13 protein-coding genes are annotated in these 14,859 nt (G+C 67.8%); 11 read left to right on the top strand and 2 right to left on the bottom strand.

From position 1 onward, the window contains the following. Positions 1 to 137 precede the first annotated feature (137 nt). The 3 genes from KBW95_RS15565 to dapF are packed head-to-tail and all read left to right on the top strand — an operon-like array spanning position 138 to position 2,726. Positions 138 to 989 (top strand): lysophospholipid acyltransferase family protein, encoded by an 852-nt coding sequence (locus KBW95_RS15565; protein WP_211528691.1) that lies wholly within the window; start codon positions 138 to 140, stop codon positions 987 to 989. Next, positions 986 to 1,846, top strand: a complete 861-nt coding sequence (locus KBW95_RS15560; protein ID WP_211528690.1) for a lipid A biosynthesis acyltransferase — start codon at positions 986 to 988, stop codon at positions 1,844 to 1,846. The genes KBW95_RS15565 and KBW95_RS15560 overlap by 4 nt, the downstream gene beginning before the upstream one ends. 28 nt (positions 1,847 to 1,874) lie before the next feature. Further along, on the top strand, positions 1,875 to 2,726 hold the full coding sequence (gene dapF / locus KBW95_RS15555) for a diaminopimelate epimerase (protein ID WP_211528689.1): 852 nt from the start codon (positions 1,875 to 1,877) through the stop codon (positions 2,724 to 2,726). Between the two features lie 36 nt (positions 2,727 to 2,762). Here the strand turns inward: dapF and KBW95_RS15550 are convergent, their stop codons facing one another. Next, complete coding sequence (locus KBW95_RS15550) at positions 2,763 to 4,595, bottom strand: SEL1-like repeat protein (RefSeq protein WP_211528688.1); 1,833 nt, start codon at positions 4,593 to 4,595, stop codon at positions 2,763 to 2,765. A gap of 566 nt (positions 4,596 to 5,161) precedes the next feature. Here KBW95_RS15550 and KBW95_RS15545 point away from each other — a divergent pair. The 4 genes from KBW95_RS15545 (at position 5,162) to xerC (ending at position 9,458) form a co-directional block, all read left to right on the top strand. Beyond that, on the top strand, positions 5,162 to 6,211 hold the full coding sequence (locus KBW95_RS15545) for a porin (protein WP_211526211.1): 1,050 nt from the start codon (positions 5,162 to 5,164) through the stop codon (positions 6,209 to 6,211). Between the two features lie 211 nt (positions 6,212 to 6,422). Then, positions 6,423 to 7,718, top strand: coding sequence for a porin (locus KBW95_RS15540; protein ID WP_211526210.1), 1,296 nt, complete (start codon positions 6,423 to 6,425; stop codon positions 7,716 to 7,718). Between the two features lie 119 nt (positions 7,719 to 7,837). Further along, positions 7,838 to 8,503, top strand: a complete 666-nt coding sequence (locus tag KBW95_RS15535) for a DUF484 family protein (protein WP_211526209.1) — start codon at positions 7,838 to 7,840, stop codon at positions 8,501 to 8,503. A 13-nt stretch (positions 8,504 to 8,516) separates the two neighbouring features. After that, a complete protein-coding gene (gene xerC, locus KBW95_RS15530) occupies positions 8,517 to 9,458 on the top strand; it encodes a tyrosine recombinase XerC (RefSeq protein ID WP_211526208.1) in 942 nt (313 codons plus the stop codon). Position 9,459: 1 nt separating this feature from the next. Here the strand turns inward: xerC and KBW95_RS15525 are convergent, their stop codons facing one another. Further along, the gene (locus KBW95_RS15525) at positions 9,460 to 10,182 is read right to left on the bottom strand and encodes an autoinducer binding domain-containing protein (RefSeq protein WP_229429780.1); all 723 of its coding nucleotides are present in this window, start codon (positions 10,180 to 10,182) and stop codon (positions 9,460 to 9,462) included. 122 nt (positions 10,183 to 10,304) lie between these two features. On the opposite strand from KBW95_RS15525, the gene KBW95_RS15520 reads away from it, so the two are divergent. From KBW95_RS15520 to KBW95_RS15505, 4 genes are all read left to right on the top strand, one after another. Next, positions 10,305 to 11,537, top strand: a complete 1,233-nt coding sequence (locus KBW95_RS15520; protein ID WP_211526207.1) for an alpha/beta fold hydrolase — start codon at positions 10,305 to 10,307, stop codon at positions 11,535 to 11,537. 144 nt (positions 11,538 to 11,681) lie between these two features. After that, positions 11,682 to 12,752 (top strand): GTP-binding protein, encoded by a 1,071-nt coding sequence (locus KBW95_RS15515; protein WP_211528687.1) that lies wholly within the window; start codon positions 11,682 to 11,684, stop codon positions 12,750 to 12,752. A 189-nt stretch (positions 12,753 to 12,941) separates the two neighbouring features. Next, on the top strand, positions 12,942 to 13,391 hold the full coding sequence (dksA, locus tag KBW95_RS15510; protein ID WP_211522146.1) for an RNA polymerase-binding protein DksA: 450 nt from the start codon (positions 12,942 to 12,944) through the stop codon (positions 13,389 to 13,391). Positions 13,392 to 13,587: 196 nt separating this feature from the next. Next, entirely contained in the window at positions 13,588 to 14,856 is a 1,269-nt protein-coding gene (locus KBW95_RS15505; RefSeq protein WP_211528686.1) for an STAS domain-containing protein, read from the top strand. The last annotated feature ends 3 nt before the right edge of the window (positions 14,857 to 14,859 follow it).

Here is a 14,859-nt window from a genome sequence, read left to right as displayed (position 1 = left end):
CTGCGACGCTTTAGCGACATTTATATTCCGCTTCGCAAGTTGTCATTAACTCGGCGGATCCTGCATAAAGTGGTATTTTACGCTCCTTGTGAATTTTGGTGTGGAAACTCACGCGCCACTCAACCCTGATCAATCGAATGCTAGTCGTCCTCTTCCGCGTCCTGTCCGTGTTTCCGTTGCCAGTCTTGCATGCACTGGGAGCGGCGCTGGGCTGGCTCGTCTATCTCCTGTCGCCCTCCTACCGCCGCCGCCTGCGCGCCAACCTGCGCCAGGCCGGCTATGACGGCTGCTTGCGCGCAGCCGTTTCCGAAGCCGGCAAGGCCATCGTCGAGCTGGCCTTCGTCTGGTGCGCCAAACCCGAGCGCGTGGCGCGCCACGCCACGGTCGAGAACTGGGAGCTGGTGCAGAGCAAGCTCGACGCCGGCCGCGGGATTGTCTTTTTGACGCCACACCTCGGCTGTTTCGAAATGACCGCGCAGCAGATCGCGCTGAAAACGGCCCTCACCGTCATGTACCGCCCGCCGCGCAAGAATGCGCTCAAGCCGCTGGTCGAAGGCGCGCGCGCGCGCCACAACCTGCACCTGGCGCCGGCCACCCTGGCGGGCGTGCGCATCCTGGCCAAGACCCTGAAGAGCGGCCAGCCGATCGGCATCCTGCCCGACCAGGTGCCGCAGGAAGGCGAAGGCACCTGGGCGCCCTGGTTCGGCCGCACCGCCTACACCATGACCCTGCCGGCCAAGCTGGCCCAGCTGGGCAAGGCCGACATCCTGCTGGTCTACGCCGAGCGCCTGCCGCGCGGCGCCGGCTACACCGTGCGCTTCGTGCCCTTCGAGGGCGACCTGTCCGGCGACGCGGCCAGCCAGGCCGCCGCCATCAACCGCGCCATGGAGCAGCTGATCGCCCGCTGCCCGGCCCAGTATTTCTGGAGCTACAACCGCTACAAGCAGCCGGAAGGCGTGGCCGCGCCCGACAGCGAGGTGGCGGCATGAGGGTCCTGCTGTTCGTCATGTGGCTGCTGCACTTCCTTCCGCTGCCCATCCTGGGCCGCCTGGGCGAAGCGGTCGGCAGCCTGATGTTCCTGATCATGGGCAAGCGCCGCCATATCACGCTGACCAATCTGCGCCTGTGCATGCCGGAGCTGGACGAAGGCGCGCGCCGCGACATCGCGCGCCGCCATTTCCGCGCCTACGCGCGCAGCATTTTCGAACGCTCGATCCTGTGGTGGGCGCCGGAAGAACGGGTGCGCAGCCTGATCCACGTCGAGCCGGCGGTGCCGCAGGCCGAGATGGAAGCCGGCCCCACCATCCTGCTGTGCCCGCACTTCGTGTGCCTGGACGTGGCCGGCGTGGCCTCGCGCGTGATCCCGGTGTGCAGCATGTACGTACCGCAGAAGAACGAGGCTTTCGACAAGCTGCTGCGCCACGGGCGCGAGCGCTACGGCCCGGTGCGCCTGGTGACGCGCAAGGAAGGCATCAAGCCCATCCTGCGCGCCCTGCGCGACGGCCTGCCCTACTTCATGCTGCCGGACATGGATTTCGGCGAGAAGGATGCCGAGTTCGTGCCCTTCTTCGGCGTGCCGGCCGCGACCCTGACCGCCCTGGGGCGCATCGCGGCCACCACCGGCGCCAAGGTGATCCCGGTGATCGCCACCTACCTGCCGGATTACAAGGGCTGGCGTGTGGTGTTTTATCCGGCGTGGGAGAATTACCCCGGTGAGGACATGATCGAGGCGACCCGCCGCATGAATGCCTTCATCGAGGACCGGGTGCGCGAAGCGCCGGAACAGTACTTCTGGACCCACAAGCGCTTCAAGACCCGCCCGCCGGGCGAGCCTTCGCTGTATTGAACCTGTATTTGCTGCACTGGACACTGCCATGAAATTGAAATTCACCAAGATGCACGGCGCCGGCAACGATTTCATCGTCGTCGATGCGATCAGCCAGGACGTCTCCCTGAGCACCGGACAGTGGCAGCGCCTGGCCGACCGCCGCTTCGGCATCGGCGCCGACCAGATCCTGATCGTCGAGCGCCCGACCGAGCCGGGGGTGGATTTCCGCTACCGCATCTTCAACAACGACGGCGGCGAAGTCGAGCAGTGCGGCAATGGCTCGCGCGCCTTTGTTCGCTTCGTGGTGGATAAAGGCCTGAGCAAGGAGCGCAGCATCCGCGTGCAGACCATGTCGGGCATCATCAATCCGCGCATGGAAGAAGACGGCAGCATCACCGTGAACATGGGCGCGCCGCGCCTGGAGCCCGCCGAGGTGCCCTTCGACGCCGCGGGGCTGGGCGGCTGGGCCGAGGGCGAAGATACCCTGTGGCCGCTGCCGGTGGCGGGGAAGACCGTGTTCGTGTCGGTGGTTTCGATGGGCAACCCGCACGCGGTGCAGGTGGTCGACGATGTCGACAGCGCCCCGGTGGCCGAGACCGGCCCGCTGATCGAATCGCACGCGCGCTTCCCGAAACGGGTCAACGCCGGCTACATGCAGGTGGTGGACCGTCACCACATCCGCCTGCGCGTCTACGAACGCGGCGCGGGCGAGACCCTGGCCTGCGGCACCGGCGCCTGCGCGGCGGTGGTGGCGGGCATCCGCCGCGGCCTGCTCGATTCGCCGGTGCGCGTATCGGCGCGTGGCGGCGAGCTCAGCATCGCCTGGGCAGGACCGGGCCAGCCGGTTTACCTCAGCGGTCCCGCCGTGACCGTGTTCGAAGGCGAAGTCGAGATCTGAAGATTCCGCCGGGCCTGGCCTAGCCTGGCCTGCGCTTCAGGCCGCAAGCCCGAAATCCGGCGTGCCGGCGGCTGGCGTCCCGGCGGCGGGAACCACCGCGTCGGGCGCCCCCGTCGTCGCCCCGGCGCCGGGTAAGCCAGCGCTGGCGGCCCCTAGGCCGGGCGCCCCTACGCCGGGCGCCCCTACGCCGGGCGCCCCCTCTTCCTCATTCATGCGTGACGCCGGGCCCAGCAAGGTACGCAGCCGGTACAGGCGCTGGCGGTAATTTCCTTCCGGTCCGGACGGGCCGCAATCCACCTGCGCGAAGAGGCGCACGATGCGGTCGAGCGCCTGGCGCTCCTGGCCCGCTTCCACCAGCACCAGGCGGCGCTTGCTGCGCCCGTAGCTGGCGCGGATGTCGATCACGAGGCAATGTCCCTGGTCCGCGGCCTTAACGTCCAGCAACAAAGCCTCGGCCCGCGTCAGCTTGAAGAGCGCCGCCAGCTCCAGCCTCGCAGCCAACAGCGGATGGGCCTGAAACAGATCCGGCCGGGCCGCGTCGAACCCGGCGCCGGACTGGGCCTGCCCGGCGTATTGCCTGAGCAAAGCGCCGGTTTCCGTGTACAGCGACGCAGCCGGACGCGGGGCGATCCGCGCCAGCAGCGCGCCGGCTTCGCTCGAACCCTGGGCGGCGGCCTTCTGCAGCCAGTACACCGCGCGCACGTCGTTACTCTCGTTCTCGCGCCGCGCGCGCCAGGCGTTGTGGCCGCATTCGAGCTGGGCCTCGCGGTAGCCCATCTCGGCCGCCCGCTCCAGGTATTTCTGGGCATCGGCCACATTCCGCTGCGAGAACTCCGGCTTGATATAAATGCGCGACAAGGCATACCAGGCTTCGGCCAGGCCCTGCTCGCCGGCCAGGGTCAGCCAGCGGATGGCTTTCTTGAAGTTGGCGGGGCCGTTCCAGCCCGTGCTCCTCCCGGCTGCCCGGTCGCCGGCCCGTTCGCCGGCCTTGCCGGCAATCCGCCGCCCGTCGATCTGCATCCGGGCGCAGCGCAAGCCCATTGTCAGCTGGGCATGGCGGTCGTGCTCGGCGGCAGCCAGCTCCCAGAAGCAATCCGGCTCGCCCGCTTCCAGCGCCACGCCCGCTGCCCGGCCATCGAGCAGGCGCGCACAGCGCGACAGCAGCGCGATCTCGTCGGGCGCGAAGCGCTGCATTTCGCCCTGCTCCTCCCGCACGCGCACCAGTTCGCGCGCCAGCGGCAGCGCCTGTTCCAGGTATTCCTCGGCCCGCCCGGCTTCCCAGGCCTGCTCGAGGACGGCGTACTGGTCGGCTGCGGCGCCGTGTTCGGCGGCCGGCCAGCCCGGCGTGGCGCCGGCGCCGCGCCGCGCGGATGCCTGGACGCTGCGGGCGGCAGCGGCGGGCGCAGCTGTGGAAAGCGATGCGGCGGCTGCCCCCGCCATGGGCGCCGCAGGTCCCCGCTGCTGGGCAAGCATCCATTGCGCGTGCGGAAAGCCGGCCCTGGCCGCGTCTTCCAGCGCACGCAGGGCCTTGGCGCGGGCGTCCGCGGAGGCGGCCACGCCGGTCTCCAGCGCCAGCTGGGCGAACACCAGGCCCGCGTGGACGCTGCCGTCGTCGTAGGCGCGCTCGTACCAGGTGGCCAGCGCGGAGCCATTGCGCTGGGCCAGTTCGAAAGGAATGTGGTTGCCGATCAGCTGCCATGCGGGGGCGCAATCCTGGCGCGCGGCCCGCTCCAGCCAGTGCAGCGCGGTCGGCAGGCTCTGCGGCAGTCCGGCGCTGCCGAACAGGTAGAGCTTGCCCAGCTCGAGCTGGGCGGCAGCCTGCCCGGCCCGGGCGTTGCGGATGATCGCCAGTTCTTCGCGGTTAGCCATTGTTCGAATACACCATTGATGAGTCAGGTAGGCAAAGCGCAGTGGCAACGCAAGACGGCAGGCTACGGCGCAAGCCGGAGCGGCTCGGCGGAAAAGTTGCCAATATACAAGGTATTGACGGAGTGCGTCGCCACACACGTGGATTGGGCCAAAGTCTAAGCCGCCGGTATGGCCGATTCGTTTCAAGCCATGGCTTTGTTTGCGGCGCCGCAAATGCTGTAAGGCGGACTCACCAGGAGGAATGGCTTCCGAACGACAGTTTTGTGCCATGCGCCAGCTGGAATCGGCTAGCCGCCTGCGGCCCTGCGCAGGTGCAAATCTCATGTATACGAGGGCGCGACAATGCCCCCAAACCCATGCCGGGTCGATTTGTTACATCCTGCCTGATGCACGTTTCAAAAATACAACAACACAATTGGATTTATTGGCTTTCGACCAAGTGCCGCAGTCATAATTGACCAATCAGTCAATCTTCCCGCAGGAAACTATTAAGGTACATGTGTCCGGGTGTTCAGCTCAGCCTCAATGCTCCACGACTGCGTAACTTAATGAAGGAAACACGAATAATGAAAAAAACCCTCATGGCCGTCGCACTGTCCGGCGCTGTCGCCGGTGCGGCCCACGCGCAGAGCACGGTGCAGGTCTATGGCAACCTGGACGCCGGCCTCGTCAAGCGTACCGGCCAGTCGCTGAGCATCGGCAAGCGCGCCGCCAACACCCTGGGCTTCAAGGGCACGGAAGACCTGGGCAACGGCCTGAAGGCGCTGTTCCAGCTCGAGATCCGCTACGAGCCGGACACCGGCACCCTCGAGGTGGGCGGCAACGGCGTGCAGCGCCAGCTGTTCCAGGGCCAGAGCCGCGTCGGCCTGCAAGGCGACTTCGGCATGCTGCGCATCGGCCGCGGCCTGACCCCGTACCACGAAACCATCGGCGCCTTCGAGCCCTTCCACGCCCTGCCGTCGCCGGCCGGCTTCTACACCGACCTGACCGTCGCCGGCTACACCTCGCAGCCGCTGGATCCGTCGGGCGCCTCGCATAACCGCTGGAGCAACGCGGTCTGGTACAACACCCCGATCGTCAGCGGCGTCCAGGTGAACACCGCGATCGCCACCAAGGAAAACAACGGCGGCGCCGCCGTGATCGGCCGCGGCAGCGAAGCCTTCCCGCAATACCCGGCGGGCGCCCAGGCCTCGGCCAACCCGTTCTCGGTCAGCGCCACCTACAACAACGGCCCGGCGGCCTTCATGGCCGGCTACGAGCGCAACGCGATCGAATCGAAGGTCTGGTCGATCGGCGCCTCGCTGAGCGCCACCCCGGAACTGAAGCTGATGGGCACCTACAGCCGCCAGGACCAGGAGCACAACCGCCTCGCCAACGCCGACACCAGGTCGTGGGTGCTGGGCGCCAACTATACCCTGGGCCCGGGCAAGCTGCTGGCCGGATATGGCCAGAAGGACACCGACGGCCTGCAGAAGGTCAAGCAATTCTCCCTAGGCTACGAGTACAGCCTGTCGAAGCGCACCTACCTGTACGTGGACGCCTCGCGCAAGCGCGGCCTGCCGACCAATCCGTCGGCCGTCAACCACTACGACGTGGGCATCAACCACTCGTTCTAAGCCACACCAGACATGCGGCTGCCCGAAGGCGGACATGGGAAACCATGTCCGCCTTTGCCGTTTACCTCGTCTTGTAGTGTTTTCACAACGAGAAACAGTTCGCGAGCACTTTCCGCACGAGCGTTCTGTACAGGGCGCAAGGCGGATGGCATATTGGCAAGGTAAGTGAGTTATAGCAACTCGCTAGTCAAGAACATAATACGGAGACCTAATGAAGAAGAGCCTCATCGCAGCCCTGATCGGCGCCACCTTTGCGACTTCCGCCCTGGCCCAGTCCAGCGTCCAGATCTATGGCATCGCCGACGCCGGCGTGATGTTCCAGAAGGGCGGCCCGACCAAGATCTACAGCGGCGGCGCCGACGGCTCGCGCATCGGCTTCAAGGGCACCGAGGACCTGGGCAATGGCTTCAAGGCCATGTTCAACCTGGAAGCGCGCGTTGAGCTCGACAACGGTAGCCAGCAGCCGACCCTGATGAACGACAATCCGGGCCGCTACCTGCTGCGCGGCATGAACGCCATTCCGCTGCCGCCGGCCCTGCGCGATCCGCTGCTGGCCGGCCTGCAGAACGCCATCCAGGTGCCGGGCGAGGCAGCCGTCAACCGCGAACGCGCGCTGTTCGACCGCATGGCGATGGTCGGCCTGGTCACCCCGGTCGGCGCCTTCCTGCTCGGCCGCATGTACACCCCGGGCTATGAAGTCTTCAACATGGCCGACACCTTCGAATCGGGCACCGCGGGCACCTGGGGCCACGTGACCGGCGGCACCGCCGGCTACACCGCCCTGAGCGCCGACATCCGCTCGCAGGAAGCGATCCAGTACCGCATCGCCCTGCCGAACGGCATCGGCGCCGCCGTGATGTACGGTGGCAAGAATTCGGGTTACCTGGGCCGCTACAACAAGTTCCGCGCCGGCCACCTGACCTACAAGGCCAACGGCTTCGACGTCGGCATCGGCTACAACCACGGCTACGACCGCGACGACCGTCCGAGCCTGCGCACCACCACCGTGGGCGGCTCCTACACCCTGAACGACCAGTGGAAGTTCTTCGCCGGCTTCCACAGCCAGCGCAACACCAATTCGGCCCTGCTGCCGGACTACCTGGCGGGCTGGGATGCCGCCGTGGCGCCGCAGCTGGCAGGCCGGGTCCCGGCCGCCACCGCGGCCGCGCTGCGCGGCTTCTTCCAGCGCACCATCGCCGCCAACACGCAGCAGGACGCGAACAGCTACCAGATCGGCCTGCACTACAAGGTCGGCAGCGGCCGCATCATGACCTCGTACGCGCACCAGAACGACCGTACCGCTTCGAACAGCGACGCCAACCTGTTCGCGATCGGCTACGACCACTTCCTGTCGAAGCGTACCGACATCTACACCGTGTTCGCGAACATCAAGAACAACAACGAAGCCCAGTACGCCCCTGGCACCGCCGGCAACCCGGGCGGCTTCACCAAGGCGCCGGGCGAAGACGGCCGCGCACTGCAGGTCGGCATCCGTCACCGCTTCTAAGACGCACGGTGCGGCGCGCCGCACCCCCGAAGACGCCTGCGGGCGTCTTTTTTTATGTCCGGGCGGCTGTGCCGCTCAGGTAAAATGGCAGCCCGGACCTTAATTCACCGAAGATTTTCATGACCACCGCAACACTGGACTCCACCGCCGTCGCGCAATACCTGATCGACCATCCGCAGTTTTTCGAGGAGCACGCCGGCCTGCTGGGCGAGGTCAAGCTGTCCAGCCCGCTGACCGGCCGCGCCGTGTCGCTGCAGGAGCGCCAGATGGAGGTCATGCGCGACAAGTACCGCGCCCTCGAGCTGCGCCTGGCCGAACTGACCCGCCGCGCCGAGGAAAACGCCGCGATCGCCAACCGCTTCCACGCCTGGACCCAGGCCCTGCTGGTGTCGCAGGGCGGCGCGGCGATGGCGCGCGACCTGGCCGACGGGCTGCGCATCCACTTCTCGGTGCCCCAGGTCAGCCTGCGCCTGTGGAACGTGGCGCCGGAACATGCCGGCGAATGGTTCACCGGCGGCGTCTCGGACGACGCCCGCATCTTCGCCAACAGCCTGCGCGCGCCGTATTGCGGTCCGAACAACGATTTCGAAGCCGTGCGCTGGCTCGAGGACCCGGCCGCCGTGCGCTCGACCGTGATGCTGCCGCTGGGCCCGCATGGCCAGACCTTCGGCATGCTGGTGCTGGGCTCGCCCGATCCGGACCGCTTCACCACCGTGATGGGGACCGAGTTCCTGGTCCACATCGCCGCCACCGCCAGCACCGCGCTGGCCCCGCTGCGCGCCTGAGGACCGGCTAGGCATGAGCGCCCCGGCCGACGCCAGCGACTGGGCTGCGCGCTACCTGGGCGAGCTGGCCACCCAGCGCCAGCTCTCGCCCCACACCGTCGAGGCCTACCGGCGCGACCTGGAAGAACTCGGCCAGCTGGCCGGCCACACCGACTGGCCGCGCCTCACCCATTTCGATATCCGCCGCTTCACCGCCAAGCTGCATGCGGGCGGCCAGTCGGCGCGCTCGATCGCGCGCAAGCTCTCGGGCTGGCGCGGTTTCTACGCCTGGCTGTCGCGCCAGACGGTCCTGGCGGCCAACCCGGTCGAGGGCGTGCGCGCCCCGAAGCGGCCCAAGACCCTGCCCAAGGCGCTGCCGGTGGATGCCGCCGTGCAGCTGATGGAAGCCAAGGTCCAAGGCCATCCGGAACCCTTCGAGCTGTGCAACCGCGCCATGTTCGAGCTGCTGTACTCGAGCGGCCTGCGGGTGTCGGAACTGAGCGGCCTGGACCTGGCCTACCGCGAGGCCGAGGCCGGGCAGCCGGCCTCGCTCGGCTGGCTGGACCGCGAGGCGGGCGAGGTGGTCGTCACCGGCAAGGGCGGCAAGATGCGCCGGGTGCCGGTCGGCGGCCCGGCGCGCGAGGCGCTGGCGGCCTGGCTGGCGGTGCGCCCCGCCGCCCGCGACGGCAGCGCCGCCCTGTTCCTGTCGGCGCGCGCCACCCGCATCACGCCGCGCGTGGTGCAGCAGCGCCTGAAGCAGCACGCCCTGCGCGCCGGCAGCCCGGTGCACGTGCACCCGCACGTGCTGCGCCACTCCTTCGCCTCGCACCTGCTGCAATCCTCGGGCGACCTGCGCGCCGTGCAGGAATTGCTCGGGCACGCCAGCATCACTTCGACCCAGGTGTATACCTCGCTCGACTTCCAGCACCTGGCGGCGGTGTACGACCGCGCCCATCCGCGCGCCAAGTCGAAATAGGCTAAAGCAGTCCCAGCAGCGCCGCCTTGACCACGGCGGCGGTCTTGTTCGCCGCGCCCAGCTTGAGCAGGGCATTCGCCACGTGGAAGTTCACGGTCCGCTCCGACAAACCCAGGATGGCGGCCGCCTCGATGGAAGTCTTGCCGTCGGCCATCCAGCGCAGCACTTCGGCTTCGCGCGCGCTGAGCGGCGCCTGCCCGCGCTTGCGTTCTTGCAGCCGGGCCATCGCTTCGTGGGCCGCATGCGCCAGCCAGCTCATGTCGCGTTCGCTGTGCGCGAGCTCGCGCTCGGACAAGGGTTCATGGGAACGGGCCAGGGTCAGCATGCCGATGCTGCCGTCCGGCGTGCGCGAGGACTGGGCCCAGCCGACCCGCAGCTGGTGGCCGCGCGCCTCTTCCCACAGCGGACGGGCGCCGGCGAACAGCTGCTCGCTCCACAGCAGCGGGCGCTGGGAGGCGGCGCCATGGGCCACGGTGGGATCGACGTCCAGGTAGCCGGCGGCGGCATAGCGCGCCTGCCATGCCGGCGCATAGTTGTTCACCATGAAGGTGGCGGGATGCGTCAGCGGCAGCGGCATGCGCATGCCATAGGCGCAGTAATCGAAACCCAGTTCGCGCGCGGCGCCGGCCAGCACGGCGAACAGGGCGTCCGCATCCGGCGCCTGCGCCATGTCTTCCAGGTGGCGCTCGCGCCAGCCGGGCATTGCCTCCCCCATCACTGCCATCGCGTCTCCTGTGCGGCTGTTATATTTGACAGTTTCGAGGCCGCTCCGTGCTTCCTACAATGGGCCCCGCCGTCGGATTGTCGCCCCTGGCGGCAACGGCGGCAACGACTTCCGGAGCCTTCATGCAAGCTGCATTCCCGCCGCGCCTCGGCGCCGCCCTTCCCGCCCTCGTGCTGGCCGTCCTGGCCATCCTGCCCGCCTCCGCCCAGGACCTGGTCAAGGTCGGCGACCGCCAGGTCCAGATGGCGGCCATGGGCAGCGGCCGCTACACCGTGATCTTCGAGTCCGGCTTCGGGCGCGACCTCAGCGTCTGGCGGCGCGTGGCCCCGCCCCTGGCCGACGCGGCCAGGCTGGTCGCCTATTCGCGCGCCGGCCTCGGACGCTCGGATGCGCGGCCCGGCGCCGTCGACCTGGCCGCCCGTACCGGCGAACTGGAGGAGCTGGTGGCCGCGGCCAAGCTGCAGCCGCCCTTCATCCTCGTCGGGCATTCCTATGGCGCCTTCCTGGTCCGCAGCTATGCGGCGCGCCATCCGGAGCAGGTGGCCGGCATGGTGTTCGTCGATCCCAGCCACGAGCGCTTCGAGCTGGAGCTGCGCAAGCTCGATGCGGCCCGGGTCGACAGCGACAACCGCGCCATCGAAGGCTTTACGCCGCCGGCCCTGCGGGCCGAGCTGCGCAGCGTGCAGGCGATCCTGGAGCGCGGCGCGCTCGACACGCCCGCGCGCCTGCCCGATGTCCCGGTGGCGGTGCTGACCTCGGTCCAGAACCGCGAGCAGCCCCAGCTGTTCCTGGAAACGCCGGCCGCGGTGCAGGTCTGGCGCGGCCTGCACGACAGCTTCTTCCGCGGATTCAGCAGCGGCAGCCATGTGGTCACTCCGGACAGCGGGCACAACATCCACCTGGAACAGCCCGAACTCGTGGTCGCCGCGGTGCGCCAGGTGATCGCGACGGCCGAGGCCAAGGACGCCCGGCGCCGGCTTGCGGAAGCGCGCGCACAATTGTTCCGCCGCCTGGAGCAGGACGGCGCTGACGGCGCCATCGCCAACGCCCTGGCCGCGAGCGGCTTCGACGAAGCCGAGCGCAACCGCATTGCCTACGAACTGCTCGGCCCGCGCAAGCAGGCCCAGCTGGCGGTAAAGGTGATGAAGGCGAACGCCGAGCGCTTCGGCGACTCGGCCAATGCCCAGGACAGCTACGGCGAAGCGCTGCTCGCCACCGGCCAGCACGCCGCCGCCAAAGCGCAGTTCCTGAAGGCGCTCGCCCTGGCGCAGGCCCAGGGCAAGGAAGGCAAGGCCCTGGCGGGCTACCGCAGCAACCTGGACAAGGCCGAGCGGGCGCTGGCGGCTGCACCCTGATCCCGCGCCGCCTTTCGCTTCTTTCAGAACGGTGGCTTGAGCTTTATCAAGCACCGATACGGTTGATGGTGGTCTTGCAAGAATTGCGGCATAATCCCCCGATTCTCCTGTCCCATCCCGGACCCATCTGAACGAGTAGCGAACATGGACCTGATCCCAAGCACCATCCTGACCGGCTTCCTCGGCGCGGGCAAAACCACCCTGCTCAACCGCATCCTGCAGGAAGAGCACGGCATGAAGATCGCCGTCATCGAGAACGAGTTTGGCCAGGAGAGCATCGACAACGAAATCCTGGTGCGCGACACCACCGAGCAGATCATCGAGATGAACAACGGCTGCATCTGCTGCACCGTGCGCGGCGACCTGGTCGAGGGCCTGACCAAGCTGGCGCAGAAGCGCGCCGCCGGCGAAATCAGTTTCGACCGCGTGGTGATCGAAACCACCGGCCTGGCCAACCCGGGCCCGGTGGCCCAGACCTTCTTCGTGGACGAGGAAGTGGGCGCTAACTACCTGCTCGACGCCGTGGTCACCGTGGTCGATGCGCGCCACGCGATGGACCAGCTGGACCAGCACGAGGAAGCCCAGCGCCAGGTCGGTTTCGCCGACAAGATCCTGCTGTCGAAGACCGACCTGGTCGATGCGGCCGCAGTGGACGCGCTCAAGACGCGCCTGCACCGCATGAATCCGCGCGCGCCGATCTCGACCAGCGACTTCGGCCGGGCGCCGATCTCGGACGTGCTCGACCTGCGCGGCTTCAACCTGAACGACAAGCTGGAACTCGACCCCGACTTCCTGCGCGTGGAAGAAGGCCATGATCACGACCATGACCATGAGCACGATCACGACCACGCCCACTGCGGCCACGATCACGCCCACGGCGAGGCATGTTCCCACGATCACCATCATTCCCACCACACCGACGACATCGCCGCCTTCGTGTTCAAGAGCGATCGCGCCTTCGACCCCGAGCGCCTGGAACAGTTCCTGGGCAGCCTGGTGCAGGTCTTCGGCCCGCAGATGCTGCGCTACAAGGGCGTGCTGCGCATGCAGGGCGTCGACCGCAAGGTGGTGTTCCAGGGCGTGCACCAGATCATGGGCAGCGACGTGGGACCGAAGTGGGGCGAAAATGAGACGCCGGCGAGCAAAATGGTGTTTATTGGCAAAAATTTACCAAAAGACGTTTTTATCCGCGGTCTCGAACAATGTTTGGTATAAACTACATCAGTTTTACTGGCATGCCCGGGCCTGTCTGAACCCTGCCTCGACAGTGTGAAGGGCACCCCGGAGAGAAGGGATGGCGCCCCGACGCCATCAAGGCAGCTGCTCCCCCGCGCACTCCAGCCGCAACGGGTGTCACGGCTGAGCAAGCTGATACAATGAAACCTCTGTCGTATCGAAGGCATCATGACTAAAACAACGAAACCGAATACCGCCCAACCCGAAGAACGCCTCCTGACGGAAGAAGAGATTCGGGCGATGAGCGACGACGACTACATGAATCCGGCCCAGCTGGCCTTCTTCAAGAACCGCCTGCAGGAGCTCGAGAAGGAACTGCTGAAAAACGCCGGAGAGACCACCGAACACCTGCGCGAAACCGTGCTGGTGCCGGACCCGGCCGACCGGGCGACCATCGAGGAAGAACACGCCCTGGAACTGCGCACCCGCGACCGCGAGCGCAAGCTGCTCAAGAAGGTCCAGCAGTCGCTGCAGGCCATCGAGGCCGGCGAGTACGGCTGGTGCGAAGAAACCGGCGAGCCGATCGGCATCCCGCGCCTGATCGCCCGTCCGACCGCTACCCTGTCGCTGGAAGCCCAGCAGCGCCGCGAGCTCAAGCAGAAGCTCTACGGCGACTGACACGCTTGCCACTCCACGAAAAAAGCATGCGCTTCACCCCGCATGCTTTTTTTGTTTGCACGGCTCACTTACCATCCGTGCATACTTTTTATTTCCCATCGGATACACTACCAGCCGCCGCGTGTGCGCAGCACGCTGGCGCCCGGACCGTGCTACCGTTTTGCACGGACGGGCTGGCTGAAGGACAACGGTGAGCATGGGGCTTTTCTCCTTCCTCAAGAGAAAGAACGACGACGCGGGCGCAGGCCTCCTGATGCCCGAGACCCGGCTGCGCGCCGGCGAGCCGTCGCGCCTGGACACCGAGGCCGAGCGCGAGCGCCAGCGCGAAATAGCACGCGCCACCGCCGCCAAGATCGACGAGATCGAGCTGGAAATGACCTCCAGCATCTTCAACGACGAGCCCGACTGGGGCAGCGGCGCGCGCCGTCCGGCCGCCGCCATCCCGGTTGCGCCCCCTGAACCGGAGGAAGTACCGGAACCGGCCGCCCTGCCCGCCACCGCCCCGGCGGTCGAGGAAAGCGCCATCCTGTACGCCAACGGCCAGGCCGTGCTGGCCGAACAGCTGCTGCGCGACAGCCTGGCGAGCCTGGGCCGCCACGAGCGCCTGCCGTGGTGGATGCTGTTCGACCTCTACCAGGCCACCGGCCGCGAACAGGATTTCGAGAGCGTCGCGATCGACTATGCCAGCCACTTCGAGACCTCGCCACCCGCCTGGCAGCCGCTGCTGCCGGCGCCGGATGCGGGAGGATCGGGAGGGCCAGCCCCGGCCGTGGCCGCCGCCGAAGCCTTCTGCGCGGTGCTGGACGCCAGCGTGGCGCCGCGCCTGGCGCGCCTGCTGGCAAGCAAGGCGCCGCTGGTGCGGCTCGACTTCGGCGCGCTGCGCAGCGCCGATGAAGAGGGCTGCGCGCGCCTGCTGGCGGCGCTGCAGTCCCTGCGCGCCGGCGGGCGCGAACTGGTGCTGGCCGGCGCCGACACGCTGCTGGCGGTGCTGCGCCCGATGCTGGCCATCGGCGCGCGCGAGGCCAGCCAGGCGCCCTGGCTGCTGCTGCTCGAACTGCTGCTCCTGACCCATCGCGAGAAGGATTTCGAAGAAGCGGCGATGGACTATTGCGTCACCTTCGAGGTGTCGCCGCCCTCCTTCGAAGCGCCGCAGCATGTGTCCACCGCCGCGCCCGCGGCGGCCGGCGGCGACCGCTACATGCTGCCGGCGGTGCTGGCCGGCGAAGCCCTGCCCCTGTTCGAGGCCATCGACGCCTATGCGGCCGGGCGCGACACCCTGGTGCTGGACTGCTCGCGCCTGGCGCGCATGGACTACGCCTGCGCCAGCGCCCTGCAGGCGCGCCTGCGCGTCCACCTCGAGGCCGGCAAGCGGGTCGAGCTGCGCGAACTGAACCACCTCGTCGCCACCCTGCTGCGCCTGCTCGGCGCCGAAGCAGGCCTCAAGCTCTACCCGCACCGCTATTGAAGC

Origin of the sequence: Massilia sp. ZL223, assembly GCF_018119395.1 — a bacterium.
Taxonomy (GTDB): domain Bacteria; phylum Pseudomonadota; class Gammaproteobacteria; order Burkholderiales; family Burkholderiaceae_D; genus Telluria.
This window is presented reverse-complemented; position numbering and strand designations above follow the sequence as displayed.

What these genes read in the sequence shown, in the direction of transcription:
- KBW95_RS15565 (WP_211528691.1), top strand. Translation starts at nt 138, where the DNA reads ATGCTAGTCGTCCTCTTCCGCGTCCTGTCCGTGTTTCCGTTGCCAGTC.
- KBW95_RS15560 (WP_211528690.1), top strand. Translation starts at nt 986, where the DNA reads ATGAGGGTCCTGCTGTTCGTCATGTGGCTGCTGCACTTCCTTCCGCTG.
- dapF (WP_211528689.1), top strand. Translation starts at nt 1,875, where the DNA reads ATGAAATTGAAATTCACCAAGATGCACGGCGCCGGCAACGATTTCATC.
- KBW95_RS15550 (WP_211528688.1), bottom strand. Translation starts at nt 4,595, where the DNA reads ATGGCTAACCGCGAAGAACTGGCGATCATCCGCAACGCCCGGGCCGGG.
- KBW95_RS15545 (WP_211526211.1), top strand. Translation starts at nt 5,162, where the DNA reads ATGAAAAAAACCCTCATGGCCGTCGCACTGTCCGGCGCTGTCGCCGGT.
- KBW95_RS15540 (WP_211526210.1), top strand. Translation starts at nt 6,423, where the DNA reads ATGAAGAAGAGCCTCATCGCAGCCCTGATCGGCGCCACCTTTGCGACT.
- KBW95_RS15535 (WP_211526209.1), top strand. Translation starts at nt 7,838, where the DNA reads ATGACCACCGCAACACTGGACTCCACCGCCGTCGCGCAATACCTGATC.
- xerC (WP_211526208.1), top strand. Translation starts at nt 8,517, where the DNA reads ATGAGCGCCCCGGCCGACGCCAGCGACTGGGCTGCGCGCTACCTGGGC.
- KBW95_RS15525 (WP_229429780.1), bottom strand. Translation starts at nt 10,182, where the DNA reads ATGGCAGTGATGGGGGAGGCAATGCCCGGCTGGCGCGAGCGCCACCTG.
- KBW95_RS15520 (WP_211526207.1), top strand. Translation starts at nt 10,305, where the DNA reads ATGCAAGCTGCATTCCCGCCGCGCCTCGGCGCCGCCCTTCCCGCCCTC.
- KBW95_RS15515 (WP_211528687.1), top strand. Translation starts at nt 11,682, where the DNA reads ATGGACCTGATCCCAAGCACCATCCTGACCGGCTTCCTCGGCGCGGGC.
- dksA (WP_211522146.1), top strand. Translation starts at nt 12,942, where the DNA reads ATGACTAAAACAACGAAACCGAATACCGCCCAACCCGAAGAACGCCTC.
- KBW95_RS15505 (WP_211528686.1), top strand. Translation starts at nt 13,588, where the DNA reads ATGGGGCTTTTCTCCTTCCTCAAGAGAAAGAACGACGACGCGGGCGCA.